This window comes from Streptomyces bottropensis ATCC 25435 (genome assembly GCF_000383595.1).
Lineage (GTDB): Bacteria > Actinomycetota > Actinomycetes > Streptomycetales > Streptomycetaceae > Streptomyces > Streptomyces bottropensis.
The window spans coordinates 8,806,587-8,831,258 of the sequence record NZ_KB911581.1 but is presented as its reverse complement, the minus strand read 5'-3'; the positions used below and the strand labels follow the sequence as shown (position 1 = coordinate 8,831,258).

16 protein-coding genes and 2 tRNA genes are annotated in these 24,672 nt (G+C 72.7%); 12 read left to right on the top strand and 6 right to left on the bottom strand.

What is annotated here, in order from left to right; genetic code table 11:
* Window positions 1–153: 153 nt before the first annotated feature.
* Window positions 154–1,812, top strand: coding sequence for a long-chain fatty acid--CoA ligase (locus STRBO_RS0139205; RefSeq protein WP_005482797.1), 1,659 nt, complete (start codon window positions 154–156; stop codon window positions 1,810–1,812).
* Window positions 1,813–1,897: 85 nt separating this feature from the next.
* Here the strand turns inward: STRBO_RS0139205 and STRBO_RS0139200 are convergent, their stop codons facing one another.
* Complete coding sequence (locus STRBO_RS0139200) at window positions 1,898–7,147, bottom strand: PAS domain-containing protein (protein ID WP_005482796.1); 5,250 nt, start codon at window positions 7,145–7,147, stop codon at window positions 1,898–1,900.
* A gap of 320 nt (window positions 7,148–7,467) precedes the next feature.
* Complete coding sequence (locus tag STRBO_RS0139195) at window positions 7,468–8,103, bottom strand: SSI family serine proteinase inhibitor (protein ID WP_005482793.1); 636 nt, start codon at window positions 8,101–8,103, stop codon at window positions 7,468–7,470.
* Between the two features lie 212 nt (window positions 8,104–8,315).
* On the opposite strand from STRBO_RS0139195, the gene STRBO_RS0139190 reads away from it, so the two are divergent.
* From STRBO_RS0139190 to STRBO_RS0139140, 11 genes are all read left to right on the top strand, one after another.
* Window positions 8,316–8,406, top strand: a tRNA-Ser gene (locus STRBO_RS0139190).
* A 199-nt stretch (window positions 8,407–8,605) separates the two neighbouring features.
* Window positions 8,606–8,678, top strand: a tRNA-Arg gene (locus STRBO_RS0139185).
* 164 nt (window positions 8,679–8,842) lie between these two features.
* Entirely contained in the window at window positions 8,843–9,064 is a 222-nt protein-coding gene (locus STRBO_RS0139180; protein ID WP_013002359.1) for a hypothetical protein, read from the top strand.
* A 263-nt stretch (window positions 9,065–9,327) separates the two neighbouring features.
* On the top strand, window positions 9,328–10,221 hold the full coding sequence (locus STRBO_RS0139175; protein ID WP_028797109.1) for a DUF2797 domain-containing protein: 894 nt from the start codon (window positions 9,328–9,330) through the stop codon (window positions 10,219–10,221).
* 203 nt (window positions 10,222–10,424) lie between these two features.
* A complete protein-coding gene (locus tag STRBO_RS0139170) occupies window positions 10,425–10,853 on the top strand; it encodes an antibiotic biosynthesis monooxygenase family protein (protein WP_005482789.1) in 429 nt (142 codons plus the stop codon).
* A gap of 252 nt (window positions 10,854–11,105) precedes the next feature.
* Window positions 11,106–11,846, top strand: coding sequence for a response regulator transcription factor (locus STRBO_RS0139165; RefSeq protein WP_020115793.1), 741 nt, complete (start codon window positions 11,106–11,108; stop codon window positions 11,844–11,846).
* Window positions 11,843–13,528 carry a sensor histidine kinase gene (locus tag STRBO_RS0139160; RefSeq protein ID WP_028797108.1) on the top strand — a complete coding sequence of 562 codons (1,686 nt, stop codon included), beginning with the start codon at window positions 11,843–11,845 and terminating at the stop codon, window positions 13,526–13,528. The genes STRBO_RS0139165 and STRBO_RS0139160 overlap by 4 nt, the downstream gene beginning before the upstream one ends.
* A gap of 26 nt (window positions 13,529–13,554) precedes the next feature.
* The gene (locus tag STRBO_RS0139155) at window positions 13,555–15,180 is read left to right on the top strand and encodes a bifunctional glycosyltransferase family 2/GtrA family protein (protein ID WP_020115791.1); all 1,626 of its coding nucleotides are present in this window, start codon (window positions 13,555–13,557) and stop codon (window positions 15,178–15,180) included.
* Window positions 15,177–17,420: an ArnT family glycosyltransferase gene (locus tag STRBO_RS0139150; protein WP_005482785.1), complete on the top strand. Its 2,244-nt coding sequence runs from the start codon at window positions 15,177–15,179 to the stop codon at window positions 17,418–17,420. The genes STRBO_RS0139155 and STRBO_RS0139150 overlap by 4 nt, the downstream gene beginning before the upstream one ends.
* Before the next feature lie 161 nt (window positions 17,421–17,581).
* On the top strand, window positions 17,582–19,075 hold the full coding sequence (locus STRBO_RS0139145) for an MFS transporter (protein WP_028797107.1): 1,494 nt from the start codon (window positions 17,582–17,584) through the stop codon (window positions 19,073–19,075).
* Between the two features lie 126 nt (window positions 19,076–19,201).
* Window positions 19,202–19,963, top strand: coding sequence for a TetR/AcrR family transcriptional regulator (locus STRBO_RS0139140; RefSeq protein ID WP_005482783.1), 762 nt, complete (start codon window positions 19,202–19,204; stop codon window positions 19,961–19,963).
* Between the two features lie 35 nt (window positions 19,964–19,998).
* Here STRBO_RS0139140 and STRBO_RS0139135 read toward each other — a convergent pair whose 3' ends face one another.
* The 4 genes from STRBO_RS0139135 to STRBO_RS0139120 all read right to left on the bottom strand — a co-directional run bounded on the left by STRBO_RS0139135 (window position 19,999) and on the right by STRBO_RS0139120 (window position 24,549).
* Window positions 19,999–20,472, bottom strand: a complete 474-nt coding sequence (locus STRBO_RS0139135) for a PPOX class F420-dependent oxidoreductase (protein ID WP_005482782.1) — start codon at window positions 20,470–20,472, stop codon at window positions 19,999–20,001.
* Window positions 20,473–20,580: 108 nt separating this feature from the next.
* A complete protein-coding gene (locus STRBO_RS0139130; protein ID WP_005482781.1) occupies window positions 20,581–21,399 on the bottom strand; it encodes a YceI family protein in 819 nt (272 codons plus the stop codon).
* A 70-nt stretch (window positions 21,400–21,469) separates the two neighbouring features.
* Window positions 21,470–23,890: an MFS transporter gene (locus tag STRBO_RS0139125; protein WP_005482780.1), complete on the bottom strand. Its 2,421-nt coding sequence runs from the start codon at window positions 23,888–23,890 to the stop codon at window positions 21,470–21,472.
* Between the two features lie 212 nt (window positions 23,891–24,102).
* Window positions 24,103–24,549, bottom strand: coding sequence for a MarR family winged helix-turn-helix transcriptional regulator (locus tag STRBO_RS0139120; RefSeq protein ID WP_005482778.1), 447 nt, complete (start codon window positions 24,547–24,549; stop codon window positions 24,103–24,105).
* Between the last annotated feature and the right edge of the window lie 123 nt (window positions 24,550–24,672).

Here is a 24,672-nt window from a genome sequence, read left to right as displayed (position 1 = left end):
AGGGATCGAACGCGAACTCTGCTCGAACTCGGGCTCGACCGGTCACTCTGTCTGATCGATCATCTCGCCCCCTAGTGACATACCGCTCGGTATGTGAGCAGAATCAGCGCAACCGTTACCACCGCGTAGGCAGAGCCGCCCCGGGAGGACGCCGTGCTGAGCACCATGCAGGACGTACCGCTGTTGATCTCCAGGATCCTGACCCACGGACAGGTCATCCACGGGACGTCGCAGGTGATCACCTGGACCGGCGAGGGGGAGCCCGAACGCCGCTCCTACGCCGAGATCGGCGCCCGCACCGCGCAGCTGGCCCACGCCCTGCGCGAGGACCTCGGAGTCGACGGCGACGAGCGCGTCGCGACACTCATGTGGAACAACGCGGAACACGTGGAGGCGTACTTCGCGATCCCCTCCATGGGCGCCGTCCTCCACACCCTCAACCTGCGGCTGCCCCCCGAGCAGCTCGCCTGGATCGTCAACCACGCCGCCGACCGCGTGATCATCGCCAACGGTTCGCTGCTGCCCCTCCTCGCGCCGCTCCTTCCGCACCTCAAGCCGGTGGAGCACGTCGTCGTCGCCGGACCCGGCGACCGGTCGCTGCTCGCCGGAGCGAGCGTGCAGGTGCACGAGTACGAGGACCTGATCGCCGGCAAGCCGACCACGTACGACTGGCCCGAGCTGGACGAGCGTTCCGCCGCGGCCATGTGTTACACCTCCGGCACGACCGGCGACCCCAAGGGCGTCGTCTACTCCCACCGCTCGATCTACCTGCACTCCATGCAGGTCAACATGGCCCAGTCCATGGGCCTGACGGACGCGGACCTCTCACTCGTCGTCGTCCCGCAGTTCCATGTCAACGCCTGGGGCCTGCCGCACGCGACGTTCATGACCGGCGTCAACCTGCTGATGCCGGACCGTTTCCTGCAGCCCGGCCCGCTCGCCGAGATGATCGAGACGCTGAAGCCGTCGCACGCCGCCGCCGTCCCCACCATCTGGCAGGGCCTGCTCGCGGAGCTGACCGCCCGCCCGCGCGAGGTCTCCTCGCTCAACCAGGTCACCATCGGCGGCTCGGCCTGCCCGCCCGCCCTCATGGAGGCCTTCGACAAGCTGGGCATGCGCGTCTGCCACGCCTGGGGCATGACGGAGACCTCGCCGCTCGGCACGATCGCCCGGCCGCCGGCCCATGTCGAGGCCGACTCGGAGGAGGAGCTCGCGTACCGCCTCACCCAGGGCCGCTTCCCCGCCTCCGTCGAGGCCCGCCTCACCGGCCCCGGTGGCGAACGCCTGCCCTGGGACGGTGAGTCCGCCGGTGAGCTGGAGGTCCGCGGCCCCTGGATCGCGGGCGCGTACTACGGAGGGTCGGGTGCCGAACCCGTACGCCCCGACGACAAGTTCAGCGAGGACGGCTGGCTGAAGACGGGTGACGTCGGCACGATCAGCCCTGACGGCTTCCTCACCCTCACCGACCGTGCCAAGGACGTCATCAAGTCCGGTGGTGAGTGGATCTCCTCCGTCGAGCTGGAGAACGCCCTCATGGCCCACCCGGACGTCGCCGAGGCCGCCGTCGTCGCCGTACCGGACGACAAGTGGGGCGAACGCCCCCTCGCGACGGTCGTGTTGAAGGAGGGCTCCACCACCGACTTCGCCGCCCTCCGCTCCTTCCTCGCCGATGAGGGCCACATCGCCAAGTGGCAGCTGCCCGAGCGCTGGACGATCATCGAGTCGGTGCCGAAGACGAGCGTGGGCAAGTTCGACAAGAAGGTGCTCCGGAGGCAGTACGCGGAGGGCTCGCTGGACGTGACGCAGATCTAGAACGTGCTGAGGATCCAGCACCCGTACGTACGGCAGGTGGGGCGGTGTTTCACGTGAAACACCGCCCCACCTGCCGTATATGGGCTCAGTTCGTGCCGACTCGTGCCAGCAGGTCCACGATCCTGGTCTGCACCTCGGTGCTCGTCGAGCGCTCCGCCAGGAAGAGGACCGTCTCCCCCGAGGCCAGGCGCGGGAGTTCGGACTGGTCGACGGCGGCGGTGTAGACGACGAGCGGGGTCCGGTTCAACTGGCCGTTCGTCCGCAGCCAGTCGATGATCCCGGCCTGGCGGCGGTGCACCTGCAACAGGTCCATCACCACCAGGTTGGGTCGCATCTGTGCGGCCAGCGTGACGGCGTCCGCGTCGGACGCGGCCCGCGCGACCTGCATGCCACGCCGCTCCAGCGTCGTGGTGAGGGCGAGCGCGATCTCCGCGTGCTCCTCGATGAGCAGGACACGCGGCGGGTGCTGCTCGGAGTCGCGCGGCGCCAGCGCCTTCAGCAGGATGGCCGGGTCGGCACCGTAGGCCGCCTCACGCGTCGCCTGGCCGAGCCCGGCCGTCACGAGGACGGGGACCTCGGCGGCCACGGCGGCCTGGCGCAGCGACTGCAGTGCCGTACGGGTGATGGGCCCGGTCAGCGGATCGACGAACAGGGCGGCCGGGTAGGCGGCGATCTGCGCGTCCACGTCCTCGCGGGAGTTCACGATCACGGGCCGGTAGCCGCGGTCGCTGAGGGCCTGGTGGGTCGCGGCGTCCGGTGCGGGCCACACCAGCAGCCGTCGCGGGTTGTCCAGCGGCTCCGGCGGCAACTCGTCGTCCATCGGCTGCGGATGCGGCCGGTCGGGAATCTCCACCGCACCGCCGGGTCCGTCGAGCGGCTCGGGACCTTCGTCCGCGTTCTCGTCGGGCGCCCCTATGGCGTACGACCGCCCGGCGCCCTCCGTACGGCCCGTCAGCCGGGACTGCCCGGCCAGGGACGGCTGCGGCGGGAGGGGGACCTGCCCGGCGAGCGAGGGCTGCGCGGGCAGCGGGGCCTGCCCGGCGATCGACGGCTGCGACACCTGCGCGGCGGCCTGCTGCGGCGGGGCCGTCCGGGCCGGGGGCGGGGTCTGGCCGGTGCCGACGCGGAAGCCGGTGCCGTTCGTCGGGGTGGACTGCGGGTGGGGGCGCGCGGCGGTCTCGGGGCGGTCGCCGGTCGGCTGCGGCGGTGTCCCGAGCTTGCGGCGCCGGCCCGATCCACCGGGCTGGTTCGGGGCGGGCGTGGCTCCGGTCCCTGGCTGCGCACCGGCCTGCGCCTGTGCCTGAGGGCCGGCCTGGCGGGAGAAGGGGACGCCTTGGCCGAGCGTCCGCACGCTGATCGCCCGCCCGTGGGTGGAGTTGGGGTCGAGAGGAGCGGCGGCGGGTGCCGGGGCCTGGGCCGCCGGTGCGGGCCGGGCCTGGGGCGGAGCCATGGCTTCGGCGGGCAACGGCTGCGCGGCGCGCGGCTGTTGGACGGCGACCTCCGGCGGCAGCGGGGTACCCGAGGAGGGAGTGGACTGCGGGGGCAGCGGCGCCTGCGGAGCGGCTACGGGGATGCCCGCGCCGGAGGTCTCGTGGCGGGCGTCGGGCCAGGACTGGGGCTGGCGCGCGCCCTGAGCGGGGGCAGCCTGCTGGGCGCCGGGGGCCTGAACGGGCTGGACGCCCTGAACCGGCTGCGCACCCGGTACGCCCTGCACGGCCTGGACCCCTTGGACGCCCTGGACCCCGGACACGAGGACGGACTGCCCGAGGACGGCCTGGCCGAGGGCTCCGGCCTGTGCGGGCGCCTGCTGCGGGACCCCGGGGGCCCCTTGCGGCGGGACGGCGCCCTGTGCGGCGACGGGCTGCCCGACAGCGGGTTGCCCGGGGGTGACCTGTCCGGCGCCGGCCTGGACGGCGAGGTCCTGGCCGGTGGCCGCCTGCCCGGTGAGAGCCTGTCCCACGGCCGCCTGGGCCGCGCCCTGAGCGACCCCCGGCGGAGCGACGGGCTGCCCGGCCGCGACCGCGGCGGGGGCGAGCTGACCGGGAGCAGCGGCGACGGCCTGGCCGGGCACCTGTTGCGGAACGGCCTGCACGCCCTGGACGGGGACGGGCTGCGGGCCGCCCGGGACGTTCTGGGCGGTGACGGGCTGGGCGGCGGCGGCCACCGCCGCACCCTGTGCGGGCGCCTGCCGGCCCGGGCCTCCCTGCGGGGGAATCCCCTGTGCCGGGGCGCCGCCCTGTACCGGCACCCCTTGCGCGGTCGCCGTCATGGCCACGCCGTCGCCCTGCTGGGGAGCGGACTGCCGTACCGCCCGGCGGCGGCCCGTGGGCATCGGGTGTGGCTGCGGAGGTGTGTGGTCGTCGGCTGCGGAGTGGGGCGCGGTGTCATGCCGGCCGTCGTCCACGCCACCGGCCGGCATGCCCGCGTGCTGACCCGCGGCGGGGACCTGTCCCGCGCCGGGGGCTTGTCCCGTACCGGGTGCCTGCGCGGCACCCGGGCCCTGCGCGGCACCCGGGCCCTGGCCGGCGACAACGCCCTGACCGGCACCGGGGGCCTGGCCCGCAACGGCCTGGGGGAGCTGCTGTCCGACCCCGGCGGCAGGCACCGGCCCTACGGCGAGGGCGGGCCCACCAGCGGGCACAACTCCCCCGGCCTGCGAGAGTCCCCCGGCGGGAACCGGCCCCCCAGCGGGGACCGCCCCTCCACCAGCGACCGGCCGGCCTCCAGCGGCCGGGACCTGCCCCCCGCCCGAGCCGGTCGCCCCCTGGCCACCCTGCACGGGCACGGAGGGCACGGCGGGGACGGCAGGCGTGGCGGACGAGGCCGGCGCGGCCGTTCCAGCGGGCAGAGGCATGGGCATGGGCATGGGCATCGGCGTGCCGGGCGCGCCCGGCCCCGCGGGCGGGGGCACCGGACCGAGCCCGACCGCCTGCGCGTACTCGGGTCCCCGGTCGGCCTCGGCCGGCGGCAGCGCGAAGACGGCTCGCGGCCCCGGCTCGGGCGCGGCGGCGCGCTCCTCCGCGCTGGCGAGAGCCCGACGACGGCGTCCGGTGGGCTGTTGAGCGCCGCCCTCCGCACCGGAATCGGCTTCGGCGGCGCTCGCCTCACCGCCGGGGCTCGTGCCCGGGGGCAGCGCCGCCGGCAAGGCGTTCTGCGCGGCGGCGGGCTCCCGGCGCGCGCGTCGCCCGCCGGGCGCGGGCACGCCCTGGGGCGGCACCGTTCCCCCCAGTCCGTTGGCGGTGGCCGCGGCACCCGCCGCGTGCTCGGCCGCCGTGACGACAGCGCCCTCGGCGGCCACGGACTCGCCGGCGGCTTCGATGGCGATACCCCGTCCGCGCCGCCGCCCGCTGCCCCCGGCGTCCTCGGCCTGGGCACCCGGCGCGGGCACGAGCCCCTCGGCACCACCGTCAGCCGCACCAGCCGCACCAGCCGCGACCGCCGCCTCCTCCGCCCGGCGCCTGCGCCGACCGGTGGGGGCGACCGCGGCCTCGGGCTCCTGGCCCTCGGGAGCGTCCTCACTCTCCAGGAACGCGTCCACCGACGACCGCCGCGCCCGCCTGCGCCCGCCACCGGCGGCCTGCTCGGGCAGAGCGACCTCGGCACCGGTGGCGAGGGGAGCGGAGTCGGCCTCGGCGCCCACCACCGCGGGCATCGGGGCGGCGGGCACGGCCCCGGCACCGCCACCGAGCGGCACCTCCAGCACATAGGCGCTGCCGCTCATCCCCGGCACCTCGACCGTCTGGAGCACACCGCCGTGCGCCCGCACGATCCCCTGGACGATCGGCTGGTGCACCGGGTCTCCCCCGGCGTACGGCCCGCGCACCTCGATGCGTACGACCTCGCCGCGCTGCGCGGCCGCCACCACGACGGTGTTGTCCATGTAACCGCCGGCGGACATGGGCGCGTTGCCCGTCGCGTCGACACCGGCGACATCAGCGACGAGGTGCGCGAGCGCGGTCGCGAGCCGCACCTGGTCCACCTCGGCCTCGATGGGCGGCGCGTGCACGGCGAACTGCACCCGGCCCGGCCCGATCAGCTCCACGGCCCCGTCGACACCGGCCGCGACGACCGCGTCCAGCATGACGGCCGTGCGGACGAGGCCGTCCTCGCCCGCGTCGATCCGCTGGTAGCCGAGGACGTTGTCGATGAGGGTCGTGATCCGCGAGTACCCGGCGGTCAGGTGGTGCAGCACCTGGTTGGCCTCGGGCCACAGCTGCCCGGCGTCGTCGGCGGCGAGAGTGCCCAGCTCACTGCGGAGTTGGTCGAGCGGGCCGCGCAGGGACGTACCCAGCACGGCGAGCAGCTGCTCGTGCCGCGCCGCCAGCGCCTCGTACCGGTCCTTCTCGCGCTCCCCGAGCGCCGCGTACCGCTCGTCGCCGGCGGCGAGCTCCTCGGCGTGCTGCTCGCTCAGCTCGGCCAGCTCGGCGGCGTGCTCCTCCCGGACGCCCGCCAGTTCCTCGGCGTGCTCCTTGGCGAGCCGCTCCAGCTCCTCCGCGTGCGTCTCGGCCTCGGAGTCCTTCTCCTCGGCGAGCTTGTCGTACGGCCGTCGGTCGGTGAACGTCATCACGGCACCGACGAGCTGGTCCCCGTCACGCACCGGCGCGGTCGTCAGGTCGACCGACACCTTCTCGCCGTTCTTCGACCACAGCACCTGCCCGCGCACCCGGTGCTTGCGCCCGGACCGCAGGGTGTCCGCGAGCGGCGACTCGCCGTACGGGAAGGGGGCGCCGTCCTCGCGCGAGTGCAGCACGAGCGTGTGCAGCTCGCGTCCGCCGAGGTCACTGGCCCGATAACCCAGTATCTGGGCGGCCGCCGGGTTGACGAGGACGATCCGGCCGTCCGTGTCGGTGCCGACCACGCCCTCGGACGCGGCCCGCAGGATCATCTCGGTCTGCCGTTGCGAACGCGCGAGTTCGGCCTCGGTGTCGACGGTGCCCGAAAGATCCCGTACGACCAGCATGAGCAGCTCGTCATTGGCGGAGCCGTAACCGTCGTACGCCTGCTGGCCGTTCTCCAGATTCGCGGAAGTGACCTCGACCGGGAACTCGCTGCCGTCGGTCCGGCGGGCGGTCATCCGGGTCGGCTTGGTCCGTCCGGTCGGGTCCATGGTGTCGGGCCGCCGCATGGAACCCGGGATGAGCCGGGAGTCGAACTCGGGGAGGAGGTCCAGCAACCCGCGTCCGACCAACGCGGTCCCGGGGGTCTCGAAGGCCTCCAGCGCGATCGTGTTGGCGTTGACGACGGTCCCATTGGCGTTGACCAGCACCAACGCATCGGGCAGCGCGTCCAGTATGGCTGCGAGGCGAGCAGCGCCTCGGGATGGCCTGCTGCTCACGAGACGCTTCCTCCCTGTTACCGCACCTTGCCGACCGCCGGGCCCGTGGCCATCTTGCCAACCGGCCCGCGACGTGTCACGCGAGGGAGTCTACGGGCAGAGGTTGCGCTCGCGACGCCGGATGAGAGGGAGGTCGCACACCGAACATCTGGAGATGCGGTGACTGCGCGGACGGGGATGCCGTGACCGTGTGTTTTGCCGGAGGGCCTTGTCGGCGGCACATATGTACGGGCTGTGCGCGCGTGTCGAGCGGGCCGCCCGGCGGGTGGCCGATTCCCGTCCCCGCCCTGCTCTCCGCTTTTCCTGTCCTGCCGCCTCCCCTACGCGCGGAGGTCCGGCAGGACGGGCACCAGTGCGTCCCAGCGGGCGATCTCGCAGCCGTTCCTCCGGTCGTAGCGCGCGTCGACGCGCCGCCCGGCCCAGGTCCCGGTGACGTGGGCGGTGGCCGGCCCGCCGTACTGCATCGTGCACATGGTCCCGGACCCGACCGGCGCGAACGGATCCGTCCCCCACGTCGTGCGCCGGTCGAGGCGCCCGCACGCCTCGCGCGCCTCCGGGTGGCTGCCCCCCTCGGGATGGCATCGCAGCTCGAACGTCCCGTCCGCCGTGGCGCCGGTATTCCGCACGGTGACGGTCAACCGGTCCTCGGAGCCGACGGCGAGGGTGGGCACGCGCAGCGACGCCCGCGACACCGCCTCGGCGGCGTACGCGTCCGGCGCCACCGGCGCGAGCGTGCCGGCGGCCGCCGTGGCGAGCGAGGCGGCGGCGCCCAGGAGCAGCCGACCCAGGGCGGCGGGGCGGCCGAGGGACCTGGGGAGAGGGAGTGGGCGCGCGGCGGAGGCGGACCCGGAGGTGGGGCCGGAGCCGGGGGCGGACCCGGAGGTGGGGCCGGAGCCGGGGCGCTCGGCGGACGGGGTGGCGGGCTTCGGGCGGGGGGTGGGGGGACTCTGCGACATGACCTGACTAACGCCACGCCCGTCCCACGGTTGCGGCGCCGCCGCGCCCCGTCCCCACCCCTCCCCCGCGGCCCGTCGCACCGCTCCCGACGTGCCATACGGCTTTGCCCTGCGGCCTCTCCGCCTAGTACCGTGGGGGGCGATTGGTGACAGCCCACCAGGCTGTGTCATCATCTGCACGCACCGTTCGCGCTCGCGCGGGTGGTTGTGCTGGAGGCGTCGCCTAGTCCGGTCTATGGCGCCGCACTGCTAATGCGGTTTGGGACTTCAATCCCATCGAGGGTTCAAATCCCTCCGCCTCCGCGCTTGATCACCGAAGCCCCGGTCCACCCGACCGGGGCTTCGTCGTTCCCGCCCTCGCGCCAAGACCGTCCCAGAAGCCGTTTTCGCAGGTCACAATGGGTATGGGAAACGGATTTCACATGGCGACGGCAGTCATGTAATGTTCTTCCTGTCGCCGCGAGCGGGCCGAAAGGGCCGGGAGCGGCGGAAAACAGAACAAGCACTCGTAGCTTAACGGATAGAGCATCTGACTACGGATCAGAAGGTTGCAGGTTCGAATCCTGCCGAGTGCACATTCACCGAAGGCCCCGGAGAGATCCGGGGCCTTCGGCGTTGGCGTTGACCTTGGCCGTCGCCCTGGGAGAAGCGGGCGCGGGGGTGTGCGGAGGGGTCCCGGGAGGGGTTGGGGGCGGAAGGGGGCGGACTGGCGGATACGTCTGGGCGCATACTGGTCGAGATGACAAAGCCAGGTGCACCGAAGCGCTATTTGCCCACCAGTCCCTTCAAGGCCCCGGTCGCCCCGCCGCCCAAGCACTTCGCGGTGGGCGACCAGGTCACCCACGACATGTACGGCCTCGGCCGGGTGATCGGCATCGAGGACGGGATCGCCGCACTCGTCGATTTCGGATCGGCGCGACAGCGGATCCTGAGCCCGTACACCAAGATGAGCAAGCTGTAGGACCGCAAACAGACACAGACACAGACACAACGAGGGCCGGGCCCGGGTCGGGGCCAGGTCCGCAACAGTGACGGCCGGTTGCGCTCCGCCGGGGGCGCGTCCCGCCGCCATGTCGCTGTGCCACCTCACCCCGCCTACACCCGCGCCCGCACCGTGCACCCCGCACGGCCGGCGCGGCACGCCGCCTCCGACGACGTAGCTCGTTCAGGCCCCGGACAGCCGGGCGGAGGCGTTGTCAGTGGTGCCCTCTAATGTCGTGGGGGATGGCACGCGTGTGGAGATGTACGGGGCTGCGGTGGGGCGCGGACGGACCGCTGCTGGGGTGGGCCGGCGGACGTGGAAGTGCCTTGCCGCCGGGGAAGGCGGTGGCTTTCGGGGTCGTGGCCGAGGGGCGGCGCACATGCGTCGGGGCCCGGGGGAACCCGTGTGCGCTGCGGGCGGGGGTGTCGGGGCGGAGCACCGGCGCACGGTGCGAGGAGTGCGCGCGGCTCGACCGGGCGCATTCCGTGGCCGCTGACACGATCGCCGACGATCCGCGGCCGTATCACGTGTACCTCGCGTGGTTCGGGCCCGGCATGGTGAAGGTCGGGATCACCGCGGTGGAGCGTGGCTCGGCTCGGCTGTTGGAGCAGGGCGCGGTCACCTTCGGGTGGCTCGGGCGGGGGCCGCTGATGGCCGCGCGGCGGGCGGAGGAGGTGCTGCGGGCCGCGCTCGGGGTGCCGGACCGGATCCCGTACGCCGAGAAGAGGGCCGTGCGGGCCGACCTCCCGGCCGCCGAGGAGCGTGCCGCCGAGCTGGCGGTGCTGCACGGGCGCGCCCAGGGGCTCGCGGGGTGGCCCGAGTCGTTGCAGCCGGTGCCGTTCCAGGCGGTCGATCACTTCGGGGTGTTCGGGCTCGGCGGGTTGCCGGCCGCGGACGGTGTGGTGAGTGAGCTGGTCGCGGGCGGGGCCGTGGGCGGTGAGGTGCTCGCCGTCGCCGGGCCCGATCTGCATCTGGCCACCGGACGAGGAGTCGTCGTCCTCGATACGCGGCTCATGACGGGGTGGGAGCTGACCGCACCCGTCGCCGTCGGCCAGGGAGCCCGGGATGTCCTCACCGTGCCCGTGCGGGACTTGCCGAGCCGAGGGAGCGGGAGCGTTCAGGACGGGCTGTTCTGAGGGGCTCGGGCTGTTCTGAGCAGGAGGGGCTGCTCTGACGAGGGCGGGCGGTGGGGCGCGTGGTCCGCGGCGAGTACGGAGGGCGTGGCAGGGGCGGGCCGGTGCGGCGGACAGGTGCGGCGGGCGTAAAGAGTGTGATCCCTTTTGGATCCCGTTCGGAAAGTCTGTGGACGCCGTCCGCGGCCCGACCCGACAGTGATGCCATGGATGATCAGCGGACAGCACCTGGCCACGCTCCCGGCAGCGCACCCGACGACGCACTGCGCGACACGTCGGTCGTCGCGCCCGTTCCCGCCCATGAACCCCCGTACTACGCCGTCGTCTTCACCTCGACGCGCACCCAGGACCAGAGCGGGTACGCGGAGACCGCCGAGCGGATGGAGGAACTCGTGAAGGGGGTTCCTGGGTTCCTCGGGATGGACCAGGCCTGGCGGCCCGGAGGGCCGGCCATCACCGTGGGGTACTTCCGGGACGCCGCGGCCATCGAGGCGTGGCGGACCGATGTCGAGCACCTGGCGGCGCAGGAGCGGGGGCGGGCCGAGTGGTACGAGAACTACACCCTGCACATCGCCAAGGTCGAGCGGAGTCACAGCTATGTGAGAGAGGACGGCTCGGGCGTGGGCGAAGCATGACGGCGCTTGCGTAAAGCGGGGTCAGGGCAGGCGGGCGGAGGCGCGTCCCGGTGGCCGTGGAGCTGTGGGCCGGCGGTGCGGCGGCCGGGAGAATGCCGTGGGAGCGATCGGAAAGCCGCTGGTCGGTAGGGGTGGCGTCCCGAGATGCCGGGGATCTTCCCAGGGGTTGGCTGAGAGGTACCTGTGCGTTTCTCAGAAAAATCACAGGTTCCGGAAAGGGTGTTCTCAGGGGGCCCCGACAAGGTGTCCAGCATGACCACGACCTCGCCCCAGGGGCGCACCGAACTGCTGAGGCCGGACGGGAGCCCCGTCCGCGTGCTTGTGGTGGACGACGAGCTGTCGATCACCGAACTGCTGTCCATGGCCCTGCGCTACGAGGGCTGGCAGATCCGGAGCGCCGGGGACGGCACGGGTGCCCTCCAGACCGCCCGGGACTTCCGGCCCGACGCCGTCGTCCTCGACATGATGCTGCCCGACATGGACGGGCTGACCGTCCTCGGGCGGCTGCGGCGCGAGCTGCCCGAGGTGCCGGTGCTCTTCCTGACCGCGAAGGACGCGGTCGAGGACCGTATCGCCGGGCTCACCGCCGGCGGGGACGACTACGTCACCAAGCCGTTCAGCCTCGAAGAGGTGGTCGCCCGGCTGCGCGGGCTCATCCGCCGCTCCGGCGCCGCCGACCGCCGCTCCGACTCCGTGCTCGTCGTCGGCGACCTCATGCTCGACGAGGACAGCCACGAGGTGTCGCGCGGCGGGGCGAACATCCACCTCACGGCCACCGAGTTCGAACTGCTGCGGTTCCTCATGCGCAACCCCCGGCGGGTGCTCAGCAAGGCGCAGATCCTCGACCGTGTGTGGTCGTACGACTTCGGTGGTCAGGCCAACGTGGTCGAGCTGTACATCTCCTATCTGCGGCGGAAGATCGACGCCGGGCGCGAGCCGATGATCCACACCAGGCGTGGGGCCGGTTATCTGATCAAGCCCGCGGCGTCATGAGCGGGCGACGGCGGACGCGTACGCAGAGGCAGCCGAGGCTGTGGCGAGGGCGAGGGCGAGGACGACAGCCGCGCACGCTGCGTACGCGGCTCGTCGTCTCCGCGGTGGCGTTGATCGCGGTGGTGTGCGCGGTCATCGGGACGGTGACGACGATCGCGCTGAGCGAGCACCTCAACACCCAGTTGAACACGCAGGTCGAGGAGGTCGCCGAGCGCGCCGCCGGCCCGCCGGAGGACAAGGGCCCCAGGGGTGGTGGCAGCATTCCGCCCGGCGGTCCCTTCGGGTTCGTCACCAGGGGCGGTACCGAGGCATACACCGTCGTCGCCGAGGTGGGGACCGACGGCGCAGTCACCGAGGCCGTGATGGCCAAGGAGCAGACTTCCGACAGCGACGTGTTCGAGGGCATGATCACCGACTCCCTCAGCGACGAGCAGGAGGCGGCACTCGGCTCCGTGTCGAAGACCGGTATCCACACCGTGGACATCCCCGGCCTCGGTGAATACCGGGTCACCTATGTCGAGGGCAGTAAGGGCAACTTCTACGTCGCCCTCCCCACCAAGTACGTCACCAGTACTCTGAGCACTCTCATCGCCGTGGAACTGAGCGTCACCGCCGCCGGGCTCATCGCCGCCGGTATCGCCGGGTCCGTGGTCGTCGGTGTCGCGCTGCGCCCGCTGCGCAAGGTCGCCTCCACCGCGACCCGGGTGTCCGAGCTGCCGCTGCACACCGGCGAGGTCACCCTCAACGAACGCGTCCCGGTGTCCGAGACCGACCCCCACACCGAGGTCGGACAGGTCGGCGCCGCGCTCAACCGCATGCTCGACCACATCCACGGCGCCCTGCACTCACGGCAGGAGAGCGAGACGCGCGTACGGCAGTTCGTCGCGGACGCCAGTCATGAGCTGCGGACCCCCCTCGCGTCGATCCGTGGGTACGCCGAGCTGACCAGGCGCGGCCGGGAGGAGATCGGGCCCGACACCCGGCACGCGCTCGGGCGGATCGAGTCCGAGTCCGGGCGGATGACCATGCTGGTCGAGGATCTGCTGCTGCTCGCGCGGCTCGACGCCGGGCGGCCGCTGCAGTTCGAGCAGACCGACCTCATCCCCCTCGTCGTGGACACCGTCAGCGACGCGCGGGTCGCCGGGCGGAGCCACAGCTGGCGGCTCGACCTGCCGGACATGCCCGCACTCGTGTCGGCCGACGCGGCGCGGTTGCAGCAGGTGCTCGTCAACCTGCTGGCCAACGCCCGTACGCACACGCCCCCCGGCACGACCGTCACCGCGCGCGTCCAGCGGCGCGGGCCGTGGATGTGCGTCGACGTCGAGGACGACGGGCAGGGCATCCCGGAGGAGTTGCTGCCGCACGTGTTCGAGCGGTTCGCGCGCGGCGACTCGTCGCGGTCCAGGGCGTCCGGGTCGAGCGGGCTCGGCCTCGCCATCGTGCAGGCCGTGGCCGACGCGCACGGCGGCGCGGTGACCGTCGACAGCGTGCCCGGCAGGACCGTGTTCACGGTGCATCTGCCGGCCCTCGGGCGGAACGTCCCGCTGCTCGACGACGCGGCGAACTGGCAGCTCGACGACGCGCGGTGCGACGGCGAGTTCGACGCGGCCGACCTCGTGGGCGACGCGACGAGCCGGCGGGCGGACTCACAGGCGCACCACAGTGTGAGCACACGGGCATAACAGAGCGGCTCACGAATGTGGTGGGCATGCGAACCGACTCTTCTCCCGGCACCCTGCCGGCGCGGGAGCACCTCCCGGCCGGAAACGCCGGTACGCCTGTCCTGGACGTAGTGATCCCCGTCTACAACGAGGAGAAGGACCTCCGGCCGTGCGTGCTCAGACTGCGCGAGCACCTCGCGCGCACCTTCCCGTACGCCTTCCGCATCACGATCGCGGACAACGCGTCCACGGACACCACCGCGCGGGTGGCGCGGCGGCTGGAGGCGGAGCTGGCGGAGGTCAGGTCCTTCCGGCTGGAGCAGAAGGGGCGCGGGCGGGCCCTGCGGACCGTCTGGTCCGCGTCCGACGCCCCGGTCCTCGCCTACATGGACGTGGACCTGTCCACCGACCTGAACGCCCTGCTGCCGCTGGTGGCCCCGCTGATCTCCGGTCACTCGGACCTGGCGATCGGGTCCCGGCTCGCCCGCTCCTCACGGGTGGTGCGCGGTACCAAGCGCGAGTTCATCAGCCGGGTCTACAACCTGATCCTGCGCGGCTCGCTCCAGGCCCGCTTCTCGGACGCGCAGTGCGGGTTCAAGGCGATACGCCGGGACGTGGCCCAGGTGCTGCTGCCCCTGGTGGAGGACACCGGGTGGTTCTTCGACACCGAGATGCTGGTGCTGGCCGAGCGCGCCGGGCTCAGGATCCATGAGGTGCCGGTGGACTGGGTCGACGACCCGAACTCGACCGTGCACATCGTCAGGACCGCCACCGACGACCTGAAGGGTGTCTGGCGGGTGGGGAAGGCGCTGGCCACCGGGTCCCTCGCGCTGGACCGGCTCGCCCGGCCCTTCGGGGACGACCCCCGCGACCGTGAGATCCAGGACGTGCCGCGCGGTCTCGCCCGTCAGCTCCTCGGCTTCTGCGTCGTCGGCGGCCTCTCCACCCTGTTCTACCTGCTCCTCTACAGCGGCTTCCGGACCCTGTCGGGGTCGCAGACCGCCAACGCGCTGGCCCTGCTGGTCTCGGCGGTCGCCAACACGGCGGCCAACCGGCGTCTGACCTTCGGCGTCCGCGGCCGGACCGGTGCCGTCAAGCACCAGGCGCAGGGCCTGGTGGTGTTCGGCATCGGTCTGGCCCTCACCAGCGGCTCGCTGGCCGCGCTGAACGCCGCCACCTCCGATCCCGCGCACTCCACGGAGTTGGCGGTCCTGGTGGCCGCGAACCTCGCGGCGACGGTGCTGCGGTTCCTGCTCTTCCGGGCATGGGTGTTCCCGGGGGGTGGTGACGGATCGTCCGACTCCGGCTCACCGACGTCTCCTTCGGGCTCGACCGTCGTCGCCGCGCACCAGCCCGCCGGCCCGGCCTCGCACCGGTACGCGGCGGGAACCGGGGTACGCCCCGGGCAGCCGGGCCCCTACGCCCACCAGGACCGGTTCCACCCGTCGGCGGAGCGTCCGCCGGCGACCCGGAACGACCGTGCCGAGCACCCGCCGTACGAGCACACGACGCCGTACGAGAACACGCCGTACGAGCACATGCCGTACGAGAACACCCCGTACACCACGCCCCAGTTCCGCGCCGGTGCGGCCGCGGACCGCACCTGGGGGGACCCGACCATGCAGATGCGGCCGGTGCGCCCGCACGATCAGGATTCGAGGAACGCACGATGACCACGCAGTTCGAGACGACGAGCCCGCCGGGAGATCCCGAGCCCGGCCCCGGCCCCGGCGGGAATTCGTCCGCGACGGCCCACCAGGAACCCGTGGTGCCGCAGGCCCCCGCCGAGCCCCCGGCCCCCGGGTCCGGTGAGCCCGAGCAGCCCTTCGGCAAGCGGCTGTGGAGGGGCCGGCCGGAGGACAACCGGTGGATACGCCCCGGTTTCCTGCTGACGCTGCTGCTGATCGGCGGCCTCTACACCTGGAACCTCACGGCCTCCGGCTACGCCAACTCCTTCTACTCGGCGGCCGTGCAGGCGGGCAGCCAGTCCTGGAAGGCGTTCTTCTTCGGCTCCCTGGACTCCGGCAACGCCATCACCGTCGACAAGCCCCCGGCCTCGCTCTGGCCGATGGCGCTGTCGGTACGGCTGTTCGGCCTCAACTCCTTCGCGATCCTGTTCCCGCAGGTCCTGATGGCCGTCGCGACCGCCGGGGTGCTGTGGGCGGCCGTACGCCGTCGCTTCGGCGCCACGGCCGGCTTCCTCACCATGGCGGTGTTCGCGCTGACGCCCGTCGCCGCGCTGATGTTCCGCTTCAACAACCCGGACGCGGGCCTCGCCCTGCTGATGGCCGCCGCGGTCTACTGCACCCAGCGCGCCATGGAGAAGGCGCGGACGAAGTGGCTGGTGTGGGCGGGCGTGGCCATCGGCCTCGCCTTCCTGGTCAAGACCTTGCAGGCCTTCCTGATCCTGCCGCCCCTGGCGATCGTGTACGCCGTCCTCGCGCCTGCCCCGCTGAAGAAGCGGGTCGGCCAGGTGCTGCTCGCCGGGCTCGCGATGGTCGTCGCCGGCGGCTGGTGGGTCGCGATCGTCGAGCTGTGGCCCGCGTCCTCCCGCCCGTACATCGGCGGCTCGCAGAACAACTCCTTCCTCGAACTGACCTTTGGCTACAACGGTCTCGGCCGGATCAACGGCGAGGAGACCGGCAGCGTCGGCGGTGGCGGGGGAGGCGGTGGCGGCAACTGGGGCGAGACCGGCTGGGACCGGATGTTCAGTTCCTCCGTCGGCGGCCAGATCTCGTGGCTGATCCCGGCCGCGCTGATCCTGTTCGGCGCCGCGCTCTGGGCCACCAGGAAGCTGCGGCGCACCGACAGCACCCGCGCGGCCTTCCTCCTGTGGGGCGGCGCGCTGCTGATCACCATGGTGGTCTTCAGCTTCATGCAGGGCATCTTCCACGAGTACTACACCGTGGCCCTCGCCCCCTACATCGCGCCGCTGACCGGCATGGGCGCGGCTCTGCTCTGGGAACGGCGGACCGAGCTCTGGGCGTCGCTCACGATGGCGGCGGCCATGACGGCCACCGCGGCCTGGGGCTACGTCCTGCTCAACCGCTCCTCCGACCACCTGCCCTGGCTCAAGTGGGTCGTGCTCGTCGGCGGTCTGGTCGCCGCGCTCGGCCTGGCCTTCGCGGCCAGGCTCGGCCGGCGGCTGGCGCCGGCGGTCGTGGTGCTGAGCCTCGTCACCGCGGTCGCGGGGCCGACGGCGTACACGCTCACCACGCTGGGCGAGGGCCACACCGGCTCGATCGTCACGGCCGGGCCGGCCGTGCAGGGCGGCAGGGGCGGTGGCCCCGGCGGCGGCATGGACGGCGGCCCCGGTGGCGGCGGCGGTATGCCGGGCCAGAACCAGCAGGGCAACGGCCAGAACCAGCAGGGCGGCCAGAACGGCAACGGTCCGACGGGCAACGGCCAGACGGGCAACGGCCAGATGGGGCAGCCCCCGACCGGCGGCTTCGGCGGCGGTCGGAACAACCAGCAGCAGGGCCAGGGCAACGGCCAGATGCAGAACGGTGACGGTGGCCGCGCGGGTGGCGGCGGTGGCGGTATGGGCGGGCTGCTCAACGGTGCCTCCGTCAGCGACGAGGCCAAGGAACTGCTGGTGAAGAACGTGGGGGACTACACCTGGGCCGCCGCCGCCATCGGCGCCCAGAACGCGGCGAGTTACCAGCTCTCCACCGGCGAACCGGTCATGGCGATCGGCGGCTTCAACGGCACCGACCCGTCCCCGACCCTCGCGGAGTTCAAGAAGTACGTGGAGGACGGCAGGATCCACTACTTCATCTCCGGTGGCTCCGGCGGTGGCAGGGGCGGCGGCAGCGACGGCACCTCCGCGCAGATCAGCTCCTGGGTCCAGGAGAACTTCGAGACGGTGACGGTCGACGGCACGACGTTCTACGACCTGACGCAGGCGAAGTGACGCGAGCCGTGAAGTGACGCGAGCCGCGAGGTGAGCGGGGGCGGTGGCCCGGGGTGCGGACGCCCCCGGGCCACCGCCCCCTTTCGTACGAGATCGAACGCGGTCGTACGAGATCGAACGCGCGTTGTACACCGTAAGGGGACTGTTCTACGGTGTACGGCATGTCGACCCCCACCGCCTCCGGCACCCGGGGCCACCCCCAGCGCTGGCTGATCCTCGGCGTCATCTGCCTCGCCCAGCTCACCGTGCTGCTGGACAACACCGTGCTGAACGTGGCGATCCCCTCCCTCACCGAGGAGCTGGACGCGGCCACGTCGGACATCCAGTGGATGATCAACGCGTACTCCCTGGTGCAGTCGGGGCTGCTGCTCACCGCGGGCAGCGCGGCCGACCGCTACGGCCGCAAGAAGATGCTGATCACGGGACTGGTGCTGTTCGGCATCGGTTCGCTGGTGGCCGGACTCGCCCAGTCCACCGGGCAGTTGGTCGCCGCGCGGGCGGGCATGGGTGTCGGCGGCGCGCTGCTGCTCACCACGACCCTCGCCGTCGCCATGCAGATCTTCGCCCCGGAGGAGCAGCCCAGGGCGATCGGCATCTGGGCCGCGGTCAACGCGCTCGGCTTCGCGGCCGGGCCCCTCCTCGGCGGCTTCGTGCTCGCCCACTTCTGGTGGGGCGCCATCTTCCTGATCAACCTGCCGGTCGCCGCGCTGGGCGTGGTCGCCGTGATCGCCCTGGTCCCGGAGTCGAAGAACCCGCAGGGGGACCGGCCGGACCTGGTGGGCGCGGTGCTGTCGACCTTCGGTATGGCCGCCCTCGTCTACGCGATCATCTCGGGCCCGGAGCACGGCTGGACGTCGGGCCTCGTGCTCGCCACGGCCGCCGTCGCCGTGCTCGTGCTCACGGCCTTCGCGTACTGGGAGAGCCGCGTCCCCTTCCCCATGCTCGACCTGAGCTTCTTCCGCGACCGGCGCTTCACGGGCGCGGTCGCCGGCGCCGTACTGATCACCTTCGGCATGGGCGGCGCGCTCTTCCTCCTCACCCAGCATCTGCAGTTCGTGCTCGGCTACGACGCGTGGGAGGCGGGACTGCGGACCGCGCCCCTCGCCCTGGTCGTCGTCGTGCTCAACTTCTCCGGGCTGTCGGCGAAGTGGACGGCGAGGCTCGGTATGCCGGTGTCGATCGCGCTCGGCATGGTGGTGATGTCCGGCGGCCTGGTCTCCATCGCGACGATGGCCTCCGGCGGTTACGCCGGAACACTGCTCGGGCTGGTGCTGATCGGGGTGGGCTGCGCCGTCGCCAACCCCGCGATGGCGCACGCGATCATGAGCGCGATCCCGCCGGCCAGGGCGGGGGTGGGGGCCGGGATCAACGGCACGCTCGCGGAGTTCGGGACGGGCCTGGGGGTGGCGGTGCTGGGGGCGGTGCTCAACTCCCGGTTCGCGGCGCTGATCCCGGTGTCGGCGGTGTCGTTGCCGGCCGCGCTGGGGGCGGCGGACACGGCCGCGGAGCGGGACCGGGTGCTGTCCGCGTACTCCTCCGGGCTGGAGACGAGTCTGCTGGTGGGAGCGGTGGCCGTGCTGCTCGGCGGGCTGGTGGCGGCGGGGTTGCTGCGCAGGGCGGAGAGGGAGGACGCGGAGTTGGTGGGCGCCTCATAGCCCGGGGGCTCTGTCCTCGGGCGGCTGCGGGTCCTTCGTGGTCGTTCGCGCGGTTTCTCGCGCCCCTTCGGGCGCGCTGCCCGCCTAGCATCGTCACCAGTGGAGGAACGTCTCGGAAGGTGCGTCATGGTGAAGGGAGCCGGTCGGTCCGAAGGGTCCGTGCGGGCCAGTGTCTGGCTGGAGGGGAAGGCGCGGGCCGGGCGGGGCGGACAGCCGTCGGGGCTGGACCGCGAGCGGATCACCGCGGCGGCCGTCCGGCTGCTGGACGCGGAGGGGCTGGCCAAGTTCTCGATGCGCCGGCTGGCCGCCGAGCTGAACGTGACGGCGATGTCGGTCTACTGGTACGTGGACACCAAGGACGACCTGCTGGAACTGGCGCTGGACCAGGCGTTCGGCGAGATGCGCCTGCCGCCGGAGGACGCGGGCGAGGACTGGCGGGGCCAACTGCGCACGCTGGCCGGGGAGTACCGGGCGGTACTGGTCCGCCACCCCTGGGTATCGCCCCTCGCCGGCACCTTCCTCAACATCGGCCCGCGCTCGCTCGACTTCTCGCTCGCCGTGCAGCGCGTGGTCCACCGCACCGGGCTGCCCCCGCGCGGCCAGGCCGGCGCCATCGCGGCGGTCTTCCAGTTCGTCTACGGGTTCGGCACCATCGAGGGCCACTTCGTGCAGCGCTGCGCCGCCGCCGGGGTGACCCAGGAGGAGTACTTCCGCCAGGCCATGAGCGCGGTCTCCGGCTCCCTCTCGCCCCACGAGGTCATCCGGCACTCCGCGGACCTCATGGAGGCCCGCGGCGGCGACACCGTGGAGGAGATGCGCGAACGGGACTTCGCCTACGCCCTGGAGACCCTGGTCGCCGGCATCGAGGTGATGGCCGAGCGGGGCTGACCGCTCCCCGGACGTCCGCTCTCCCCGGCCACCGGCTAGGACTCCCCGGCCACCAGCCGCGCGGGGAACCCTCCGGTCGCCACCGGCCCCCACCGCACCGGCGTGACCCGGATGATCGACTTGCCCTGCTTGACCATCGCCTCCCGGTACTCGTCCCAGTCCGGGTGCTCGCCCGAGATGTTCCGGAAGTACTCCACCAGGGGCTCGACCGAGTCCGGTGAGTCGAGGACCTCCGCCGTACCGTCGATCTGGACCCAGGGGCCGTCCCAGTCGTCGCTCAGCACGACGACGCTCACGCGCTCGTCCCGCTTGGCGTTGCGCGTCTTGGCGCGCTCGGGGTAGGTGGAGACGACGATCCGGCCCGAGTCGTCGACGCCGCAGGTCAGCGGAGAGGCCTGGGGGCTGCCGTCGGCCCGCCGGGTGAGCAGGAGGGCCCGGTGGCGGGGCCGTACGAAGTCGAGCAGGTCTTCGAGGGAGACCGAGGTGTTGGTCGCGATGTTCCGTGCCATGGCGCCCAGCGTAGGGCCAGGGGCGCCCATCGGCTCGGGGGGTTCCGCGGTTCGGCGGCGGGTGTGTCGTGGTGGTTCGCGCGGTTCCCCGCGCCCCTCGCGGGAGCGCTACGCGCTCGGCCCCCGCACGGCCTGCACGTCCAGCTCGACCCTCAGCGTCGTCCCGATCGCCGCGATCCCCGCCTGCACGACCTGGTTGTAGTTCATGGCGAAGTCCGCACGGTGGAGTTCGGCGGTGGCCCGGAACGCGGCGCGCGTGCCGCCCCACGGGTCCGCGCCGGTTCCCAGGTACGCCAGGTCCAGGTCCACCGGCCGTACGACCCCGCGCATGCCCAGCTCGCCGTGGACCGTCCAGCGGTCCGGGCCGGCCGGGGTCAGGCCCGTCGAGACGTAGGTGATCTCGGGGTGCCGTTCGGCGTCCAGGAAGTCCGGCGACCGCAGATGCCGGTCCCGGGTCGCATTCCCGGTGTCGATCGAGGCGGCCCGGATCACCGCCTCCCCCCGGGACCTGGTGCCCTCGTCCGGGGCCGGGGCGATCTCGATCGAGGCCGAGAAGTCGGTGAAGCGGCCGTGGACGCTGGAGATGCCGAGGTGCTGGGCCAGCGCGGCGACGGAGGAGTGGGCGGGGTCGACCGTCCAGCGGCCGGGCGGCGGCAGTTCCGTGCCGCCGAACCGGGAGAGGGTGACCGTGCCGACCTCCGCCCGGCCGCTCGCGGTCACCAGCGCGCCGGCGGCGAACGGCGCGTGGCCGACCGCCGTGACGATCACCGTGTAGGCGCCGGGCGCGAGTGCCGTCGGGTCGTGCACGCCCCCTTCGGCGTCCGCCCCGGCCCGCAGCACCTGCGTACCGGTCATGTCGGTCACCGTGACGACCGCGTGCGACACGGCCCATCCGTCCCGGGTGCGGATCCTCGCGGTCAGTCCCATGGTCCGTCCAACTCCTCAGCAGGCGACCGGCCGGTGGAGCGGGGGGTGGCTCCACCGGCCGGTGGTTCGACTACTCGCCGGGGTGGGCGAGTTCGATGTCGTGGCCGTCGACGCCGGGTCCGGCGACGGTCAGGGCCGTGGCCACGGGCGGGTAGCCGGTCGCGATGACCGTGTACTCGCCGCCGTCCAGGTCGGTGAAGGCGTACGCCCCGTCCGCGCCGGTGGTGGCCGAGCCGACCACGTTGCCCGCCGCGTCGACGAGGGTCACGCGGGCGTCGGCCAGCACTCCGCCCGGCGCCCGGACGACGCCCTGGAGCCGGGCCCCCGTCTCCATGTCGATCTCGATCCGGGTGACCCCGGTGCCGCCGACCTCGACGGGCAGGGCACGCGGCCGGAACCCGGCGGCGTTCACCGCGACGGTCACCGCGCCGGGCACCAGCTCGCCGAAGGCGAACTCGCCCTGCTCACCGGTGAGTCCGCCGGCCAGCACGTCCCCGCGCACATCGGTCACCACGACCATGGCGTCCCGCACGGCGCGCCCGGTGCCGTCGGCCCGCACCACACCGCTCAGCCCGCTCGTGCCGCTGAGCAGGATGTCGTACGCGACCGGCTCGCCGTTCACGACCACCGTGGACGCCTGGGGCTGGAACCCGTCGGCGGCCGCGATCAGGACGTACGACCCGGCGCTGGGCGCGTCCACCGCGTAGGCGCCGTCGGCCCCCGCGACCGAACGGCCGAGCTGCCGCCCGCCGAGCGAGATCAGGGTGACGGCGGCCCGCGGCACGGGCACGCCCTCGGCCCCGCGGACCTGACCGCGTACGGGAGTTCCGTCACCGCTGTCCGACACCGGCGGGGTGACCGCGGCCGTGTCGGCGGCCGAAGCCGTGCCGGAGTCCGCGGCCACCGGGGCCGGGACCGGGGCGGGCGTCGCGGACGCGTCCGGCGTGTCCGTCTCCCCGTCGGTCTCCGTGGCCGCCGCCTTCGTCCGGGCCGCCTGGGCGAGCGCCCCGGTGGTCCGCAGCGGGACCTCCTTGATGAAGAGGGAGAAGACCAGGGCGAGGACGGCGAAGGGTGCGGCGTAGAGGAAGACGTCTCCGATGCCGTGGCCGTAGGCGCTCTCGATGACCGTGCGGATCGGCGAGGGCAGGGCGTCCAGGTCGGGGATCTCGCCGTGGCCCGTGGCGGAACCGGACACACCCAGCTGGGCGAGGCCCTGCTCGGCGTAGTGCGAGATCCGGTGGCTCAGCACCGCGCCCAGCGCCGAGACGCCGATCGCGCCGCCGAGGGAGCGGAAGAAGGTGACGACCGAGCTGGCGGCGCCGAGGTCGCTCGGGGCGACCTGGTTCTGGGTGCACAGGACCAGGTTCTGCATCATCATGCCGACGCCGAGACCCAGCAGCGCCATGAAGATCGCCACGTGCCAGTACGCGGTGTCGTACCGGAGCGAACCCAGCAGCGCGAGCCCCGAGGTCACCAGCACACCGCCGGCGAGCAGCCAGGCCTTCCAGCGGCCGGTGCGGGTGATGACCTGGCCGGAGACGGTCGAGGAGACGAACAGACCGGCGATCATCGGGATCGTCATGACGCCGGACATGGTCGGCGACTTGTCGCGGGCGAGCTGGAAGTACTGGCTGAAGAAGATGGTGCCCGCGAACATCGCGACACCGACGAAGAGGGAGGCCAGCGACGCCAGCGCGATCGTCCGGTTGCGGAACAGCCGCAACGGCATGATCGGCTCGGTCGCCTTCGACTCGACCAGCAGGAACAGCGCGAGGAGCGCGACCGTGCCACCGACCATCGCGTACGTCTGCCACGACACCCAGTCGTACTTGTCACCGGCGAAGGTCACCCAGATCAGCAGCAGGCAGACCGCGGCGGTGATGAGGAACGCGCCGGCCCAGTCGACCTTCACCTTGCGCTTGACGACCGGCAGGTGCAGGGTCCGCTGGAGCACGACCAGGGCGATGACCGCGAAGGGCACGCCGACGTAGAAGCACCAGCGCCAGCCGAGCCAGCTGGTGTCGGTGATGACACCGCCGACCAGCGGGCCGCCGACCATGGCGGTCGCGAAGGTGGCGCCGAGGTAGCCGTTGTACCGGCCGCGTTCGCGCGGGGAGATCATCGCCGCGAGGATGATCTGGGCCAGCGAGGAGAGACCGCCCATGCCGACACCCTGGACCGCGCGGAACGTGATGAGCGTCCCGGCGTTCTGGGACAGGCCGGCGGCGGCCGACCCGAGCACGAAGATCACGAGTGCGAGCTGGATCAGCAGCTTCTTGGAGAACAGGTCGGCGAGCTTGCCCCACAGCGGGGTGGACGCGGTCATCGCGAGCAGCGACGCGGTCACGACCCATGTGTAGGCGCTCTGTCCGCCGCCCAGGTCCTTGATGATGTCCGGCAGCGCGTTCGACACGATCGTCGACGACAGGATCGCCACGAACATGCCGAGCAGCAGTCCGGTCAGCGCTTCCATGATCTGCCGGTGCGTCATCGGGGCATGGTCGCCACCGCTGTGGGGAGCACCCTTGGCGGTGCCTCCTCCGTGCTTGGCGTGAGCCCGCACACCGGCTGGTGTGGTCGTTGCCATGGGGCTTCCTTTTCCTACGGGTCTTTGCGGGTGTACGGGTCGGGGTGGCCGCCGCTGTGGGGGCGTACGGAACGTCGGGCCGGCCGCTGTGGGGCCTGGGCGTCGTCGCGTCGGCTCTAGGCGGGTGTGCGGGTCGGGGTGGCGTCGAAGCTCTCGCGGAGCCGGCCCAGGAGCCGGGCGAGCTGGGCGACCTCGTCGTCGGACCAGTCGCTGAGCCGGTCGGCCATCAGCCGGCCGCTGCGGCGGTCCAGCTCCGCGACCACGGCCCGGCCCTCGGGGGTCAGGCGCAGGATGCGTGAGCGTTTGTCCGCCGGGTCGGGGAGGCGTTCGATCCAGCCCCGCTCGGCCACGTGGGCGACATGACGGCTGGTCACCGACATGTCCACCGCGAGCAGCTCGGCGAGCCTGCTCATCCGCATCTCGCCGTGCCGGCCGAGCAGGGTCAGGACTCCCGCCGAGCCGCCGGGGCACTCGTGCGGCAGCATCCTGGTGAGCTCCCGCTTCACGGCCCCGACGGCACTGAGCTGACGGACCAGCTCCTCGTAGTGCGCCTGCCCGGCCATGGACTGCCTCCCGATGTTGTTGCTTAGGGCAACCATAGAGTGGATGGTTGCTGCAGGCAAATGAAATCGGGCGGGTGCGGCCCAAGTCTTGGCAAAGGAGAACGTTGCGGGGTCGTGGGCGGG